The sequence below is a fragment of the Streptomyces sp. NPDC040410 genome (genome assembly GCF_055595715.1).
Genome location: NZ_JBVIVK010000006.1, coordinates 295,833 through 312,054, shown reverse-complemented (window position 1 = coordinate 312,054; position 16,222 = coordinate 295,833). Strand labels below are relative to the sequence as shown.

Genomic DNA, 16,222 nt, shown 5'->3' with positions numbered 1-16,222 from the left:
AACCTGATGCCCTCGTCGTGGCCGATCAGGCCGTGCGGCTTTCCCCCGGTCCCCCGCCGGCCGTGAAGCCACTGCCCAGGTGAGGGCCGCCCGCGTACCGGGCAAGGCCCGCTCCGGACACGGTCACACCCCCGTACCACCGGTCTCTGCGGGGCAGGGCGCTGCCCTCGGTCCGCGCCTGACGCAGACCGAGGGGGTCACCCCCGACGTCCCGTCAGCGAGCCGCGAGGAGTTCGAGCGTGTCGATCACCCGGTTCGAGAAGCCCCACTCGTTGTCGTACCAGGCGACCACCTTGACGTTGCGGCCGTCGACGCGGGTGAGGGCCGAGTCGAAGATCGACGACGCCGGGTTGCCTGTGATGTCGGACGACACGAGAGGGTCGTCCGAGTACTCGAGGACGCCGGCGAGCGGCCCCTCCGCCGCGGTCCGGTACGCCGCCAGAACGTCGTCGCGCGTCACGTCGCGAGCGACGGTCGTGTTGAGTTCCACGATCGACCCCACCGGAACCGGTACGCGGATCGAGTCGCCCGACAGCTTGCCGTCGAGGTTCGGCAGCACGAGGCCGATCGCCTTGGCGGCGCCCGTCGTGGTCGGCACGATGTTGACGGCGGCGGCGCGGGCGCGGCGGGCGTCGCGGTGCGGCCCGTCCTGCAGGTTCTGCTCCTGCGTGTAGGCGTGCACCGTCGTCATGAAGCCGTGCTCGATGCCGGCGAGTTCGTCCAGCACCGCGGCCAGCGGCGCGAGCGCGTTGGTCGTGCACGAGGCGTTCGAGACGATCGTGTGCACGGCCGGGTCGTACGCGGCGGTGTTGACCCCGAACGCGAGCGTGACATCGGCGCCGTCCGACGGCGCGCTGACGAGCACCTTCTTCGCGCCCGCGTCGAGATGCGCGCGGGCGGCCTTGGCCGACGTGAAGCGGCCGGTCGCCTCGAGCACGATGTCCACGCCGAGTTCGGCCCACGGCAGCCGCGCCGGTTCGCGCTCGGCGAGCACCGTGATGCGACGGCCGTCGACGACCAGGGCGTCCCCGTCGGCGGTCACCGGCCGACCGAGCCGGCCGGCCGTCGTGTCGTAGGCGAGCAGCCGCGCGAGGGTGGCGGGCTCCGTGAGGTCGTTGACGGCGACGACCTCGATGTCGCTGGGGCGTTCGAGCAGCGCGCGCAGCACATTGCGTCCGATGCGGCCGAATCCGTTGATGGCGATGCGAGTCATGAATGGTGTCCCTTCCGTTCGCCACCAGCGTCGCGCGCGGCGGCTGTCCAGGACCGCGGCGTGAGCGCCACGGTTCGAAAGGATCGCGCCAGGCGGCCGGCTACTCGCGCTGGGCGAAGGTGCGCCGGTATTCGCTCGGGGTGGTGCCGAGGATGCGCTGGAAGTGGAGCCGCAGATTCGCACCGGTGCCGAGTCCGACGTCGGCGGCGATCTGCTCGACGCTCCGCTCCGAACGCTCAAGCAGTTCACGGGCCATGTCGATGCGGGCGCGCATGACCCACTGCATCGGCGTGTATCCCGTGTCCTCGACGAAGCGCCTCGACAATGTGCGCGGCGAGACCGCAGCATTCCGGGCTAGCACTTCGAGGGTGAGTTGCTCGCCGAGCCGGTGCAGCGCCCACTCACGGGTGGCGGCGAACCGCTCGCCGAGCGGCTCGGGCACGCTGCGCGGCACATACTGCGCCTGACCTCCGCTGCGGTAGGGGGCCGCGACCAGGCGCCGGGCCGCGTGATTCGACGCGGCCACCCCGAGGTCGCCGCGCAGAATGTGCAGGCACAGGTCGATGCCCGAAGCGGCGCCGGCCGACGTCAGCACACTCCCCTCGTCGACGAACAGCACGTTCTCGTCGACCCGGACGAGCGGATGTCTCGCCGTGAGCGCCCGCGAGTAATGCCAGTGCGTCGTGGCGCGCTTGCCGTCGAGCAGACCCGTGGCAGCGAGCGCGAACGCGCCCGTCGAGATGGCGGCGAGCCGCGCGCCCCGACGGTGGGCGGCGAGCAACGCGTCGACGACGGCCTGCGGCGGGTCGTCGCGGTCCGGGAACCGGTAGCCGGGAATGAAGACGATGTCCGCCCACGCGAGCGCGTCGAGGCCGTGAGCGACGTGGTACGACAGGCCGTCGCCACCCGTCACGAGACCGGGCGCCGCCCCGCACACCCGCACTTCGTACGGCATGCTCGCCCGGGTCGTGAACACCTGTGCAGGGATGCCGACATCGAGCGGCTTCGCACCGTCGAGCACAAGGACGGCGACGCGATGCAGGCGGGAGGATGGCACGGGATACAGGGTACGAGGGGTGTGCGGCCGACCCGCTCGCCCTTGCTGACGGCGGCACCCTCATGTCCCGAACCCCGTGGCTCACGGGGCTCGCGCCGCAGGCCGCCGCGCCGGGCACAGGGCGAGGCCATGCGGACTGGATCTCTGCGATGTGGTGGGCGATCAGGTGGTACATCTCTCAGCACGCCTTGTGTCCCCGGCGGTGCCGGGCGTCATTGTGGCCACTGGTCGTCACACAGCAGCAAGTGGTCCTCCGGGGCCAGGGGAAAGGCACGGCCGTCTCGCGCCGCGACGGTCAGGTCGTCGACGAGCGTCCGCCGGTCCAGGTCGAACAGAGAGGTTCGCGGGGATTGGCGCTCCGGGGCCGCAGCGGCCACGCCATCGAGCCGACCGGGCGTCAGCAGGTTCTCGGCTTCCTGTACAGCAGTGTCCGTCAGCAGGCTGAACATCCGTACTCCCGTGCCGAGGCTCTCCCACCCGATGCGGTCGAGCAGGTCCGGATGGATTCTCAGGCCGAGATCTCCCGTAAGACGCACGCGCAGGGCGATGAGCCGCCAGGGGCCGGTGGGCAGGGACACCAGGACGACCGTGCGAGAGGTGATCCCCTCCAGGTGCGGCAGCGCGGCGTCCGCACGGGTCTGCACCATCCGCCGCGCGGTCTTGATGTTCCCGGCAATGCCGGCGTCCACGAGCGCCTTCATCAGCCGCGGGAAGTACAGGTTCCAGGCGAGCGCCCTCGGTACCAGGGCGGTGTCGGGATCGGGAGTGTCACCGACCACCAGCCTGCAGTACGCGCTGTAGTCGGCGGACCTCGTCAGGAAGGCGTCCCGGACCGGGCCGGACGACCCGTTCCGGCCTACGAGGTCGTCGGCGAGCGAGCGCCGCCTGTGTCCGACCCCATTCGTCTGGGGTTCGTCCAGGGCGGCGTTGTCGAGGAGTTGCTCCACCTTCTTCTGCAGCTCACGCCGCTCCTCATGGGCGATGGCGCCATCGTCCATCCGTCTGCGCAAGTGCGCGGAGGCCGACACGACGGAGCGGTAAAGGCCTTGGAGATCGAATTCCGTCAGGCGTCCGTCGGACGACACCACCACGGGCCGTAGGGCTGGCGGCGGCACCAGGAGGCGCCGGAACACGATCCCGTCCGTGGGAACCCGTGAGGGCGACTTGTCCGCGACCCACCCGAGGAGCGTCTCCACGGCTTCCCCGCCGGTCACCACGCTCGCCTCGGACCCGGGAGACCCGGACTCGACGCGGCCCCATTCGCGCAGACCGAGCAGGTGCCCGCGAGCGAGCGAGGTCCGGCCCGGATCGACGACGAGGAACCGCAAGCCGTCGGCCAGCTCGCGCAGGCCCCGCTCGCTCAGCCCCAGCACCCCCGCGAGCCATGCGCCCCCCGCGCCGCGCAGGAACCATCCGTGCACAACGGGCACCGGAAGTTCGACGTGGCCCATGCGGCTGCGGCGATCGCTGCTGGGAAGGAACGGGACGCCGCACGTGCCACAGCTCGTTGCCGTACTCGATGCACTGCGGCGGTTGCCGCACCCGCAGACCAGGTCCTTGACCGGACCGAAGATCTTCTGGCACAGCAGGCCTCCGGGCAGCGGGCGCCCGTCATGCAGGCTCAGTCCGTCGGACCGGGTCACCTCGCCGCACGAATCCGCCAGGACGTCGGCGTCGGTCATCAGACGCAGCACCACGCCCTCCGCCGCCAGGGCGGGGATGATTCGAGCGCTGCGCAGCAGCCGATCCCACCGGCGCATGCCCTCCGACGGGGAGTCCCGCAGCGACGCCCACTGGGAAAGGGGAGGCTGTGGGGGTCCGGTGGGCTCGCCCTCTCCTGTCACCAGGAACCTGTAGAGCTGGACGCGCTGCTCGGTGCAGTCGCTGTGCGCCCCGTAGAGTTCCAGCGCCGTTCGACGTGCTCGTCGGGCGACGAGCCAGTGGAAGTCCGCGGGTGCCAGTCGCTGTCCGAAGCCGTCGCCGCCCTCGCCTGTGAGCGGCTGCTGGGTACCCAGCGCATACCACCCTGTCGAGCGGGAGACGGTCTCCCGCCCGGCACGCCCCCTCTTGCGCAGGCGAACCCGCACGATGTGCGGCGACGAGGCACGCGCTGGTGGCGCCCAGGGGTGGTCGGGCGCCACGACCACATCCGGTTCGCCCGCTCCGTCGGCAGTTCTCCCGAGGAGCGCGGGACCGACGACACCGCACACGACGGCCGTCGCGTCCGCGTCGCCCAGCAGCGCGTCGCCGGTCTCCAGGGTCTCGTCCACGACCAAGGTGACCGTGACCTGGACGCTGCCTCGCCGGCCGGGCGCACGGTTCAGGGTCACGAAGCGTCCTGGCATCTCGGGGATGTCCAGTTCCACGAGACCCTCGTGGCTGATGTGTTCGGCGAGGACGCGTCCGGGGCGACGGCCCGGCATGACGAGCGAACCGTCTCTGAAATGTCCCTCCCCGGGCGAGCCGAAGACGGCCCGCAGCAGTCTCTCCTCCGGTGTCAGGTCGGCGGGATCGACGGGGGAGGCGATGCCCACGACGACCTCTCCGGGTTTCACCATCCGACCGGTCGGCACGATGCCGGAGCTGTCCAGGCCGGCTGTGAGCGTGTCGGACACCTCCGGCGGGGTGGCCGTGAGCCTGTCGTTCCAGTTGATCTGCGCTCTGAGATGAATCAGGTGTGGAGCGGAGAGTGCCGCGGGACGGGCGATACGGCGGCTGACCAGGGCGGCGTTGCCCCGCAGCAGCGGCGAGGCCGCCACGGTGCACTCCGCGGACACGTCGATGTACCGCAGGAGGTCTTCCGGATTGGCGTCCGACGTGGCGAGGTTGTAGCCGATACGGATCTCGAAGCCGCGCGTGTAGGTGCCGGACAAGCCAGGACCCGCATGTCGGCCGTCGCCGACCCACTGCAGGACGTGTCTGCCGAAGTCCCGGTATCCACTCCCCTTACGCGCCCACAGGGTCCGGCGGAACACCGCTTCCAACACGTCGCACAGCTCGGTCTTCCTGTCGTAGCGTGGTACGTCCGCCAGTCCGACGAGCTTGCTGCCGGCCTGGAGGGCGTCCGCGGCCTGTGAGAATTCCTCCAGCCAGAGCAGGTCAGGAAGTTCGAACGTGATGTGTTCGTCCCGTTCCCGCAGACCGAGCGGTACGGGAAGCTGCATGAGCGGCAACCGCACCCGCCGGGGCGGGGCGTCGGGGTGTTCGACGACCAGATCCAGGACAAGCGGTACCCGGTAGACCGACGGGTGGGCGTTGCCGCGGCGCAGCCGCCACAGGTTCACCAGGGTCACCCGGGTGTCGCAGCGCGGGCACCGGACGTAACCCGGCCGCTGCCCGCACTTCGGGCAGGCGGGGCGCTTCGCCGTATCCGACGCCAGCCTGCCGTTGCCGTGCAACCCTCCGCAGGGACAGACGAAGTCGTAGCGCCCGGTGAACCCCGCGAGTTGGCTGCACGCGCACTGCCAGACCCCCAGTTCGTACCCTTCCAACCGGACGGTCGTCTCACCCGTCGGGTCGTCCATGGCGGAGCGCACAGGGAAGAACCGTCCGAGGGCCCGGTGCAGCCCCCGCAGCTCACGTTCCTCCGGCAGACGGTCTATCTGGAGGAAATCGGCGAATCCCTGGCAGTGCTTGCGGTGGACGCGCAGCGTTTCCGGGTCGTCCACACTCGTCTGTTCGGCGAAGACGATGTGCAGGAAACGGACGAGATCGGGCGTGCGCCGGCTGAAATGGTCCCGGCCTATGTGGAGATCGGCACGCAATGCGTTGATGCCGTCGAACGATTCACGCAGGACGCGGAACTCCTCGTCGACGAGCACGTCGTACAACTCGTCGGCCCGGCCTTCCTCGGCTGCGTTTCGTACGGCATGAGCCACGGCGTACTCGGTCCGATGCCGTTTCCACTCCCGGCACAGCGTCCGCAGGCGCTCCGCGAACTCTCCTTTCCGCGCCCGTTCGGCGATCTCATCGGCGATGGCCGGGTCCCCTGCCGTCACAGTCCGCCCTTGCTCCTGAAGTACTCCCGGAACCGATCGTGGCAGAAGGTGTACTGCTCGTCATGGACGAGCAGGAACCGTTGCAGCTCCCGGACGATTCCCTGGAAGTTCAGCCCGGTCAGACCGTCCACCAACGCGACGAGATCCGTCCGGGAGAGCACCCGCGCCTCCAGGAGAAAGCCCAGGATCTCGACGTGCTGCGGTCGGTGAGCGCTGCCGGCCAGCAACTCGAACTGCTGGTCCAGGTAGCCTTCGAGCCCGGCCGGCGTCCGGTCCACGTTCGTGGGCGTGATCCGGCCGGTCGCCACGTCCTCCACGAGGAACCGGAGATAGAAGGGATCGCCCTGGGAAACAGCGTGCAGGTCCGCCACGAACGCGCCGTCCTGGGACAGGTCCTGGCATCCGACCTGCTGCAGCAGTGCCACGAGCGTGCCCTCGTCGAGGCCGCGCAGCGTCAGATGGAGGTCCATATCGGCTTCCGAGAGGCCGACGTCGGAGAGGTAGCTGCCGTCTCTCCGGTCACGGCCCCATTTCCGGGCGGACAGGACGATGACGAGACCGGGGGGCGGTTTCAACGGGAGCAGGGTACGCAACTGGCGCCCGGGCGGGTCGAGTTCGTCGATTCCGTCCAGCATGACAACCGTCGGCCTGGGGCGTGGCTTCGCCAGGAGGCTGTGGAACTCCGCCTCCAGGGACCGGAGATCCTGTGTGCTCGTATGCGCTGGATTCAGCTGCTCGCACAGGTTGTTGAGAATGTCGGCGGGATCGGTGGGATCAAAACCCCCGCCCACCCGCTTGTCGCCCTGGTTGATGAAGTGGAACACGAATTCTGGGTGCCGGACGACGAGGTAGGCGAGTAACGAGGTCTTGCCGAACCCGGACAGAGCTTCCACGAAGACGTAGCCTGAGCCCCGCTCCCCCACGAAGTTCAGAATCCGGGCGATTTCTTCACGCCTGCCCGCGAACAGTCTCGTGTGTCTGGTGATGAGGTGCTGGAAAGAGTTCCTGGCCTTGCCGGACGGAATTCCGGATCGCACGCGACGCCAGGCGACGACCCACGCGTCGAGCTCCTGCGACCTGACTTCGCACGCGGCCAGGAACAGGCGCAGCTTCCGCTCACTGATCTGGTGGCGGCCGAGCATGTCGTGGAGGGAGCCGGTGCCGAGCACTCCTTGGCTCTTGGCCCTCCTCGTCAGATCTCCGTACGAGAGTCCGAGCCGACACCGCAGTGCGTCCAACTCCTGCGCCAGGTCCGCCATCGTGCGCACGACCGAGAGATCGGGCTGGGGCTCCGAGCGGCCCTCCGGCGAGCATGTCGGAGGCTCCGGAGGGCCCATTCCGTCTCCCTCTCGTCCATCGGTCGCTTCCGAGATCAGTGTGGGGCACAGCCCGGAAGTGCCGGAAGACGTCGTGGCGAAGTCTCCGGATTCTTCCGGAACCCTGTCCGGGCCCTCCGCCCTGCGGTTGTCCTGGCTGGTGGTGCCGGCCGGCCCCGACCATCCCGCTCGGCAGGAGTGACCCATGCATTCTGTTCTCGAACTCGCGCCCGTGGTCGGCGGTGCACTGAACGTCATCGCGGCGCTGATCGGCTGTTGGGCCCGTCGCCGCCGCAATCCGCCCACCGAGGACGCGTCTTGAGCCACAGGCAGGGCGGACGGTCGGCAGCGGACAGGCCCGCGAAGGCCGAAGGGCGACACCGTGCCTCCCGACGGCGATCGCGGAGGACCTGGACCTGTTCCCGGTCCTGCGGAAACCGTCCGCCCGCCTCGCGGGCCCGCTGTCGTGCGGCCGGCGCCGGCAGTCGGCAAGACGCCGCGGATGTGACGGCGCGGCAGGTCCGTGACAGAGGCCGGTCGGCCCGTGAGCCCAACGCGGCTCACGACCTGCGCACTTGGCCCCCAAGGTGGCCGTAACGCGCCTTATGATGCCTTGGGGGCCTCTAGATGCCCCGTTCGCTTGTCGAAGTCCTTGGGGGGAACGTGGAGGACTGGGGACCGCTCGCTCCCGCGGTCGCGGAAGTGTGGCCGAAGGCGGCGGAGTTCGTGCACGGGGCCGACCTCGAGCGCTTGGAGTTACGCGTCCTGACGGCGTTGCGGCAGCTGGATGCCGCACAGCAAGCCTCCGCGACCGGCGGCACGGTGGAGACGCCGACACCCGAGACGTACGAGGCGATCGACTCGGCGGCGCGCGAGGTGGCCGCGGCCTTCGAGGCCCATGCCCCGCTCGGAACCCTGCTGGCCGCCGAGTTCGACGCTCTGGCGGCCCGCCAGGAGCGGTTCGGCCCCGCCGCCCCGCCACCGCACTGGGTCGACTGGCAGCGCTCCCTGCTGGTTCCGGTGCTGTACGCCACGGACCGCGCGCCCTGCGCGAAAGGGACCGGCTTCGGCGCGGAGCGCGGTCAACTGGCCTTCGGTGAGGCGCGGGTGGGCATCCCCGACGACCACCGCATGGGCGCCGCGGAGAAACGCCGCCCGTGGCGGCTGCGCTTTCGTGACGACCCGGCCAAGGTCGCGACACTCGGCGCCGTGGCGACGTCGACCGCCCAGGAGTTCACCGACCTGGCCCGGAAACGGCTCGGCGAGTGCGAGGTGGACCAAGCCCTGCTGTTCGTGCACGGCTACAACGTCTCGTTCGCCGACGCCGCAATACGTGCCGCCCAGATCGCGTACGACCTGAACTTCACCGGCGTCCCCCTGCTCTACAGCTGGCCGTCGAAGGGCACGGTCGGCGGCTATGTCGCGGACGAGAACTCCGTCGGCCGCGCGGTGCCGTACTTCCTGGAATTCCTGCTCCGGGTGCTGACGGAGACGGGCGTGGGCGAGCTGCACGTCCTGGCCCACAGCATGGGCAACCGGCTGCTCACCGAAGCGCTCGCCGACCTCGACGCGACGGGCCTGCCCCCGGGCTCCGGCCGGCTCGGCCAGCTGATCTTCGCCGCCCCGGACGTCGACGCGGAGGTGTTCCGGCAGCGGCTTCCCCGTATCGCCCGGCAGGCAGCCGGCTGCACCCTGTACGCGTCGTCGGCCGACCGGGCCCTGGCCGCCTCGCGCACGCTCGCGGCCGCTCCGCGCGCCGGTCAGGCGGGTGCCGGGATCGTCGTGGCCCCGGGCCTTGTGACCATCGACGCCACCACCCTCGACACCGGACTGATGGGCCACTCGTACTTCGGCGACCACACGTCCGTTCTCGCCGACGTGTACGGGCTGCTGCGTCAGGCTCTCCCGCCGTCCCGGCGCTTCGGGCTGGTGTCAGTGCCGCACGCCGAGGGGTCCTACTGGTCATTCCAGCCGCAGAAGTGACACCCGCAGACCGGCCAGAGCGCAGCAAGGTGACAGCAATGACGCATTTCCTCGACCGTCTTCCCTTCGAATGGACCGCGCCCGGCGCGCGTGAGCTCCACGAACTGCTCGTCTCCTTCTACGACGAGCCGGCGGGCGTGAAGACCATGGCACGGCAGGCGGGCATCGCGACCGCACACGTGAACTGGCAGCAGCCGGTGAACGGCGTCTGGTTCGACCTCATCACCGCCTCCCGCAACCAGGGCAAGCTGAGGGCGCTGCTCTCACTGATCGAGGCCGGGCCGGATCTCGCGGTGGCGGAGCGTCTGAAGGAACTGGTCGGCGACCGGCCGGTTCTCGAGGCACCCGAACCGGAGCCATCGCCGGGCGCCTGGAAGCACTTCACGACCCCGGACTCCCTGGAACGGAAGATCTTCAGCACCAGCACCTTCCAGGACGTGGCCTTCCTGCGCCGGGGCATGGAGCAGGCCACGGCGGTGTGCCGGCTGCTCGTCACCGACGACCGGGGGCGCCGGTACCACGGCACCGCCTTCCGGGTGGGCCCCGACCTGCTGCTGACCACCCATCATGTGCTGTGCGGCAGCGACGGCGCCCGCGCGGAGCGGGTCGAGGCGTGGTTCGGCTACGAGCAGGACCTCGACGGCCGCGACCTGGAGCACGTGAGTGTCGCCTGCGATCCTGGCTCGGTCGTCGGTGACGCCACGGACGACTGGGCCGTCATCAAGGCGGCCGAACCCCTGCCCGACGAGGCGGTCGTGATCGAACTGCCCGAGCGGCCCACCGTGGACGTGGGCGACCGCCTCTACATCGTCCAGCACCCGAACGGCGGAGTGAAGAAGTTCGCCGCGCGGCACAACGTCGTCCGCTACGTCGACGACGACGTCGTGCAGTACTGGACCGACACCGACCGGGGATCCTCGGGATCGCCCGTCTTCGACGAACGGTGGCGACTCGTCGCCCTGCACCGCCGCTGGACCCGGATCGGACCGCTCAGCGCGCAGGCGGAGTACCGCAACGAAGGCGTCCGGATCGAGCGGGTCGTCGCGGGCATGGCGCGCGCGGGGCTGAGGTGACGCGGTGGCGCTCCTGCTCGACCAGTTCTTCTTCGATCTCGACGATCCACAGGCCCGCGAACTCCTGGACGCGCTGCTGAAGGCGCACGACGGCAAGGAGGCCGTCAAGCGGTTCGTCGCGTCCGCCGGCCTGCTGAAGGCAGCCGTCGACTGGGAGGGACCCATGACCGACGTATGGCCACGCGTGCTGGAACACGGCGCCTCCGCGGGCAGATTACGGGCCCTGGTCCAGGTTGTCTCGCAGGACCCGGGCAGCACCGAGTACGAGATCTTCAAGGTGCTCCTGACCCAGGAACCGCCCATGGACGAGGCCGACCCGTGCGCCGCGCTACTGGTCGGCGGCGGGCGGTCGAGGGCGTTCATCGACCGGAGCGAACTGCGCGCGATCCTGCGCGAGATGCTCGAAGCGCGCGGCGGCCGGGTGCTGATCGTCGACGGCGACCGCAGATCCGGCAAGACCTGGACCTGGCATCTGCTCTGCCATGTCCTGGGCAATCACGACATCACGCCGTACAAGATCGACCTGTCGGCCTATGTGCCGCCCGTCAAGGTGGGCGACATCGTCACCGCGCTCGCCGACCAACTCGACTGGGATCTGGGGCACTGTGACCCCTTCGCCTCCGAGGACGCCCGGGTCAGACGGCTGGTGAATGTGGCGAAACGGCACATGCGCGCCCTTCGGAAGGATCACTGGCTCGTCTTCGACGGCCTGGTCGGGACGGCGCTGACCCCGCCGGCGCTGCGACTGGTGGAGGGCCTCGCGGAGGCGGTGGCCGAGGGGGAGACCGGTGACCGCCTGCACCTGGTCCTCATCGCCTACGACGGACGACTGCAGCCGTCCGTCGATCCGTACGTGTGGCGTACGCACCTGGGCCCGATCCGTGTCGAGGACCTGCGTGACTTCTTCTGCGAGATCGCGACGAGCGCCGGGGCACAGATCGCGCCGAAGGTCGCCGACCTCCTCGTGAAGGAGGTACTGCGCGAGGCCACCGGTGGCGACCACGACCCCGGCATCCCCCTGCCGCTGGAACGGATCTCCCATGTGGCGGCGCACCGCGGCCGGCAGCTCTTCCAGATGTACGGAGGAACAGGTGGCTGCTGAGTCCTCGTCCGCGCGGGAGGTCACCGAGGACGACGTCCTGAACCTGCTGCGATCCACCCCTGCCGCCGGTGCCCCCTCCGGCGCCGGCGACATCGCGCCGCTGCGGTGGGCCCTGCGCAGGAGGACGGCCCTGGTGAGCGCCTTCGACGCGGCGGAGCTGGTGGCGCACGGGCCCGGTGACACCAGGGCGGAAGCGGTCCTGCGGGAGTTCCTCTCCCACGACTGCGAGCGGGTGACCACCCGTCAGCACCGGCGCTGGCGCCTGCTTCCGGCCGTGCGCACCGCGACGCTGGAGCGACTGCGTACCCCGGACCGCCTGCTGGCCGCACTGCGCTCGGGTGCCGGGGCAGGACAGGACACGGCGCGGGAGTGCGCGGAGCGGCTGCTGACGGGCACCGCGCGGCCGCTCGACGAGCTGCGTCTGGAAGAACTGCACGCCGCCCTCACAATCGTCGGCTGGTTCGACGACGCGCCGAAGGCGCGCGCCGCGCTGGCCGAACGATCCCTCACCCTGCCCGGCACGGACGACATCAGCCGGCACATCGAACTGGTCAGGCTGTTCCAGCCGTTGGAGGCTCTGGCGGATCCCACCTTCTGCGGGCGCAGGCGGGAACTGCGGCGAGTGGACAGGTTCGTTCTGAAACCGTCCCGAGCACCAGGCTCGCCCTGCTGGCTGCTGATCCACGGCCCGGGCGGCGTGGGGAAGTCCACCCTCGTGGCCCGGTTCGTGCTGGACAACGTCACACGGGCCCGGCCGTCGGAGGGGATGCTCTTCGCCTACCTCGCCCTCGACCGCACGGACCTGGTGCCGGAGCAGCCGCTCACGGTGCTGGGCGAGGTGCTGCGCCAGCTGCGGGTGGCCTTGCCCGAACTCCACGCGCGTGCGGTGCCCGAGCTGGAGGGAGCCGTGCGCACCACCCTGCAGGCGGACAGCAGGGCGGAGAGCGAGCAGCGGGGCAGCAAGGGGCACAGGACGGGACGCCTGGGCGACGAAAAGGCCCTGATCGCGTTGTTCGCCCACATGCTGAGCAGAGCGTTGCAGCCCAGGAACCGGCCGGTCCTGCTGGTTCTGGACACGTTCGAACAGGCACAGCGCAAAGGGCCGCTCGCCCTGGCCCGGCTGCTGGACTTCCTCGAACTCCTGCAGACGGCATGCCCATGGCTGCGGATCGTCGCGGCCGGCCGCGCACCGGTCGACGACGAGCGGTTCACGCAACTGCCCCTCGAGGGCTTCGATCCCGACACCGCCCGGGCCTTCGTGCGCCGGCTGCTGCCCGGCAGCGGGCGGGAGTACGAGGCGGCGCTGCAGTCCATCGTCCGGACGGTCGGATCCGACCCGCTCAGCCTGAAGCTGGCCGCCGAGCTCTTCCGCAGGGAGGGGCCGCGGGCCCTGCGCGACGCGTCGCTGCGCCGCCAGGTCCAGCTGCGTCTGCAGCCGGAGGAGCGCCAGGGCATCCTCTACCGGCGCATCCTCGACCACCTGGAGGACCCCGATCTGCGCCGCATCGCCAGTCCCGGGCTGACCGTCCGCCGTGTCACCCCGGACGTCATCCGGAACGTGCTGGCCGGGCCGTGCGGGCTGGAGGAGGTCGACGAGCGACGGGCCCTGGCACTGTTCCGCCGGCTGCGGCACGAGGCCGCCCTGGTCGAGGACGTGCCGGGGCGGGAAGCCGTCGTCCACCGCGCCGACGTGCGCCGCGTGATGCTGCCGATGTTGCGCGGCGAGGGACGCGCCCTCGTCAATCGCATCCACCGCAAGGCCGTCGCCTACTACGCGGACCTGGCCCAGCGGGACCCCGCCAATGCTGCCGAGCACCGCGCCGAGGAGCTCTACCACCGCCTGTCCCTGGGACAGGCGTCCAAGACGCTGGACCGCCGGTGGATGCGCGAGGCCGGCCCGCTGCTGGACTCCGCCCTCGAGGAACTGCCCGTACGGGGCCGGATCTACGTCTCCGAACGGCTCGGCATCACCGTCGACCCCGGCCTCCTGCGCCAGGCCGACGACGACACCTGGAAACGGCAGGCACTGCGGGTCGGCACCGCGCGGCTGGCCGACGGCAGGGCCGAGGAGACCCTGAGCCTGCTGGAGGAACGTGCGGACCATGTGACAAAGGACGTCGAGCTGGCCGCGCTGCACATCCGGGCGCTGGCCCTGCTGGGCCGGACGGAGGAGGCGCGCAGGCTGATCGAGCCGGCGCTCGAACTGGCCTCCCGCGTCTCCGACACCCGGGGTTTCGTGGAGATCGCCGTGAGTGGCGCCCGTATCGAGGAGGACCTCGGACGCTTCCGGGCCGCGCGCGCTCTGCTGCGCGAGGCACGCCGGGCGGCGGCCCGGGCCCCCGGGCTCGGGGAAGTGCCTCTGCTGAGCGTCGCCGTGGCCGAACTGCGCCTGCACCGGCGGGAGGACAGCGCGGACACCATGGAGGCACGGCGGCTGCGGGAAGAGGTGGTGGAGCGCGTCGCCCGGCTCGGCCGGCGCGAGCGGGCCCGGCATCCCGCGCTGGTCCGCGAACTCGCCGCCGAGGTGGGCGACCAGGTGCCGGAGCTGGTGTCGCAGGCGGCCCGGCTGCTCGGAGTCGACGTCCAGGGCCCCGCCGGACAGGTCCTGCGGACATCACTCAGCGACGACGACGTGCGGGACCTCGCCGAGAGGACGCGGGAGGCGAGGAGAGGAACGGCTGCTCGCCGGGAGGACGGCTCCGGGGCGGAGACCGGGCCGGAGGGGGACTCCGCGACCTGGCTGGCCGCCAACAACAGCACCCTCCGTGGCACGGTCGTCGGCGCGTACATCGACAGCGGAGCCGAACACCAGCCATCCTGGAACCACGCCCTGGTGAGTACCTATCAGTTCGAGGTCGACCAGGCACAGTTCACGAAGAACAGGGCCGGCAGCCGACCTCGCTCACGGGTACCGGGGCCCCCGGTCACCTGGGACGCGGTGGTCGTCGTTCCTGGATTCATGGGCAGCGTGCTGGCGGACGCCGAGTCCGGCAGGCTGCTGTGGGGACACAAGTCCGCGACGGATCTGCTCCGTGCCTGGCTGCCCGAGGGAGCCCGTGCTCTGGAGCTCACGGCGGGCGAACGCGACAGCGACACCGGACGCGTCCGTCCCCTTGGCCTCCTGCGCACGGCCACCTGGGCGCCTCTGCTCGGCGGCCTGGAACCCTATACGCGTCTGGTGCGGCGCGTGCGGGAGTGCGCCGCCCGTCCTGAGGCCGTACTGGAGTTCTCCTACGACTGGCGCCTGTCCGCGGCACACAACGCGGCTCTTCTGGTGCGGGCGGCCGAGCGGCATCTGGAGCGCTGGCGGGCACATCCGGAGGTCGCACGCCTGGGCAGAGCACGGTACGGCAGATCGGAACCCCGGCTGGTGTTCGTCGCCCACTCCACGGGCGGCCTCGTCGTCCGCGCGGCGATGGCCCGCGGACTCGCCGAGCTCACCCGGCAGCTCATCTGCCTGGGAACACCCTTCCGGGGCGCCCCCAAAGCCCTGGAGATCCTCAGCCCACAGACATTCTCCGACCCGGTGGGGAGGGTGCCCGCCCAGCGGATGCGACAGCTCATGCGGACGATGCCCGGGTTCTACGACCTGCTTCCCGACTACCGCTGCGTCGAGGACGACGGGGGCGTACGTCGCCTGGAGCTCCAAGACGTCGAAAGGCTGGGCGGTGACGCCGCGCTCGCCGCGGATGCGCGGTTCACCCGGCGCGAAGGGGACGCGGTTCTCCTGCCGGGCGTCCAGGCCGTGGTGGGCGTCGGGCAGCCCACCGTGCAGAGCGTCCGCGTCGAAGCCCGCGGCACGGTCCGCCCGCTGATGAGCATGGTGCGGCTGCACAACGACGGAACGCCCTTGGTCGGTCCGCACGGGAGGGTCGCCCGGTGGGACGCCGACGGGGACGGTCTGGTGCCCCGCCTTTCCGCCGGTTCGCCGGGGCGCGCGGACTTCTTCGTCCCTGTCCGGTACGGCGAGCTGACGGCCCATGCCACCGTCCTGGACGTCGTGCGGAACGTGCTCGTGGAGGATGCCGAGCTGGGGCCGGAACCGATCGAGTCCGCCCCCGGATCGTCCCGGCGCGGCCTTGCGCGACCCCTGCAGGACGACGGGGGCATCGGGCTGCCCTCGTCCCATCGGCACGAGCTTTCCCTGACCGTGCCCGACGTCGTGGCGGCGGGACAGTACTGCCGGATCTTGGTCCACGGGGCCAAGTCGTCGGCTCGTGTGCGGTGCAGCCTCGCCGACGACCCCTCGTGGTCGGCGGAGTCCCCGGCCCGGCCGCACCGCGACGACGACCTGCTCGCCGAGACCAGATTCCCGTGGCCAGGGCTCTACCGGGTCACGGTGAAGGACGACTCCCGGTCCGCGAGCCGCATCGTCCTCGTTGCGGATTCGGGGGCCGGGGGCTGATCGGGGTTCCGGACATCGGCAGGGCACCAGTTCCCGGGCGGCCCGCGATCACGTATGGAGGCGGCCCGGCCTCGG

The 16,222-nt window shown here is 70.8% G+C and carries 9 protein-coding genes; 5 read left to right on the top strand and 4 right to left on the bottom strand.

The features are described 5' to 3' along the window. Positions 1–214 precede the first annotated feature (214 nt). The 4 genes from gap to ACZ562_RS15755 form a co-directional block, all read right to left on the bottom strand. Entirely contained in the window at positions 215–1,213 is a 999-nt protein-coding gene (gene gap / locus ACZ562_RS15770; RefSeq protein ID WP_471178551.1) for a type I glyceraldehyde-3-phosphate dehydrogenase, read from the bottom strand. Positions 1,214–1,313: 100 nt separating this feature from the next. After that, positions 1,314–2,270 carry a GlxA family transcriptional regulator gene (locus ACZ562_RS15765; RefSeq protein WP_471178548.1) on the bottom strand — a complete coding sequence of 319 codons (957 nt, stop codon included), beginning with the start codon at positions 2,268–2,270 and terminating at the stop codon, positions 1,314–1,316. Between the two features lie 212 nt (positions 2,271–2,482). After that, on the bottom strand, positions 2,483–6,268 hold the full coding sequence (locus ACZ562_RS15760; RefSeq protein ID WP_471178545.1) for a hypothetical protein: 3,786 nt from the start codon (positions 6,266–6,268) through the stop codon (positions 2,483–2,485). Next, a complete protein-coding gene (locus ACZ562_RS15755; RefSeq protein ID WP_471178836.1) occupies positions 6,265–7,527 on the bottom strand; it encodes an AAA family ATPase in 1,263 nt (420 codons plus the stop codon). Before ACZ562_RS15755 ends, ACZ562_RS15760 begins: the two co-directional genes overlap by 4 nt. A gap of 262 nt (positions 7,528–7,789) precedes the next feature. On the opposite strand from ACZ562_RS15755, the gene ACZ562_RS15750 reads away from it, so the two are divergent. The 5 genes from ACZ562_RS15750 (at position 7,790) to ACZ562_RS15730 (ending at position 16,147) form a co-directional block, all read left to right on the top strand. Next, positions 7,790–7,906: a GlyGly-CTERM sorting domain-containing protein gene (locus ACZ562_RS15750; protein ID WP_471178542.1), complete on the top strand. Its 117-nt coding sequence runs from the start codon at positions 7,790–7,792 to the stop codon at positions 7,904–7,906. 305 nt (positions 7,907–8,211) lie between these two features. Next, on the top strand, positions 8,212–9,567 hold the full coding sequence (locus tag ACZ562_RS15745; RefSeq protein ID WP_471178539.1) for an alpha/beta hydrolase: 1,356 nt from the start codon (positions 8,212–8,214) through the stop codon (positions 9,565–9,567). Between the two features lie 38 nt (positions 9,568–9,605). Beyond that, on the top strand, positions 9,606–10,640 hold the full coding sequence (locus tag ACZ562_RS15740) for a trypsin-like serine peptidase (protein ID WP_471178536.1): 1,035 nt from the start codon (positions 9,606–9,608) through the stop codon (positions 10,638–10,640). Between the two features lie 4 nt (positions 10,641–10,644). Continuing rightward, positions 10,645–11,742: an effector-associated domain EAD1-containing protein gene (locus tag ACZ562_RS15735; RefSeq protein ID WP_471178534.1), complete on the top strand. Its 1,098-nt coding sequence runs from the start codon at positions 10,645–10,647 to the stop codon at positions 11,740–11,742. Then, the gene (locus ACZ562_RS15730) at positions 11,732–16,147 is read left to right on the top strand and encodes an AAA family ATPase (RefSeq protein ID WP_471178532.1); all 4,416 of its coding nucleotides are present in this window, start codon (positions 11,732–11,734) and stop codon (positions 16,145–16,147) included. The genes ACZ562_RS15735 and ACZ562_RS15730 overlap by 11 nt, the downstream gene beginning before the upstream one ends. Positions 16,148–16,222: the final 75 nt, after the last annotated feature.

Excerpts from the sequence above, each read along its gene's own strand:
- gap (WP_471178551.1), bottom strand. The coding sequence starts at position 1,213 with ATGACTCGCATCGCCATCAACGGATTCGGCCGCATCGGACGCAATGTG.
- ACZ562_RS15755 (WP_471178836.1), bottom strand. The coding sequence starts at position 7,527 with ATGGCGGACCTGGCGCAGGAGTTGGACGCACTGCGGTGTCGGCTCGGA.
- ACZ562_RS15750 (WP_471178542.1), top strand. The coding sequence starts at position 7,790 with ATGCATTCTGTTCTCGAACTCGCGCCCGTGGTCGGCGGTGCACTGAAC.
- ACZ562_RS15745 (WP_471178539.1), top strand. The coding sequence starts at position 8,212 with ATGCCCCGTTCGCTTGTCGAAGTCCTTGGGGGGAACGTGGAGGACTGG.
- ACZ562_RS15740 (WP_471178536.1), top strand. The coding sequence starts at position 9,606 with ATGACGCATTTCCTCGACCGTCTTCCCTTCGAATGGACCGCGCCCGGC.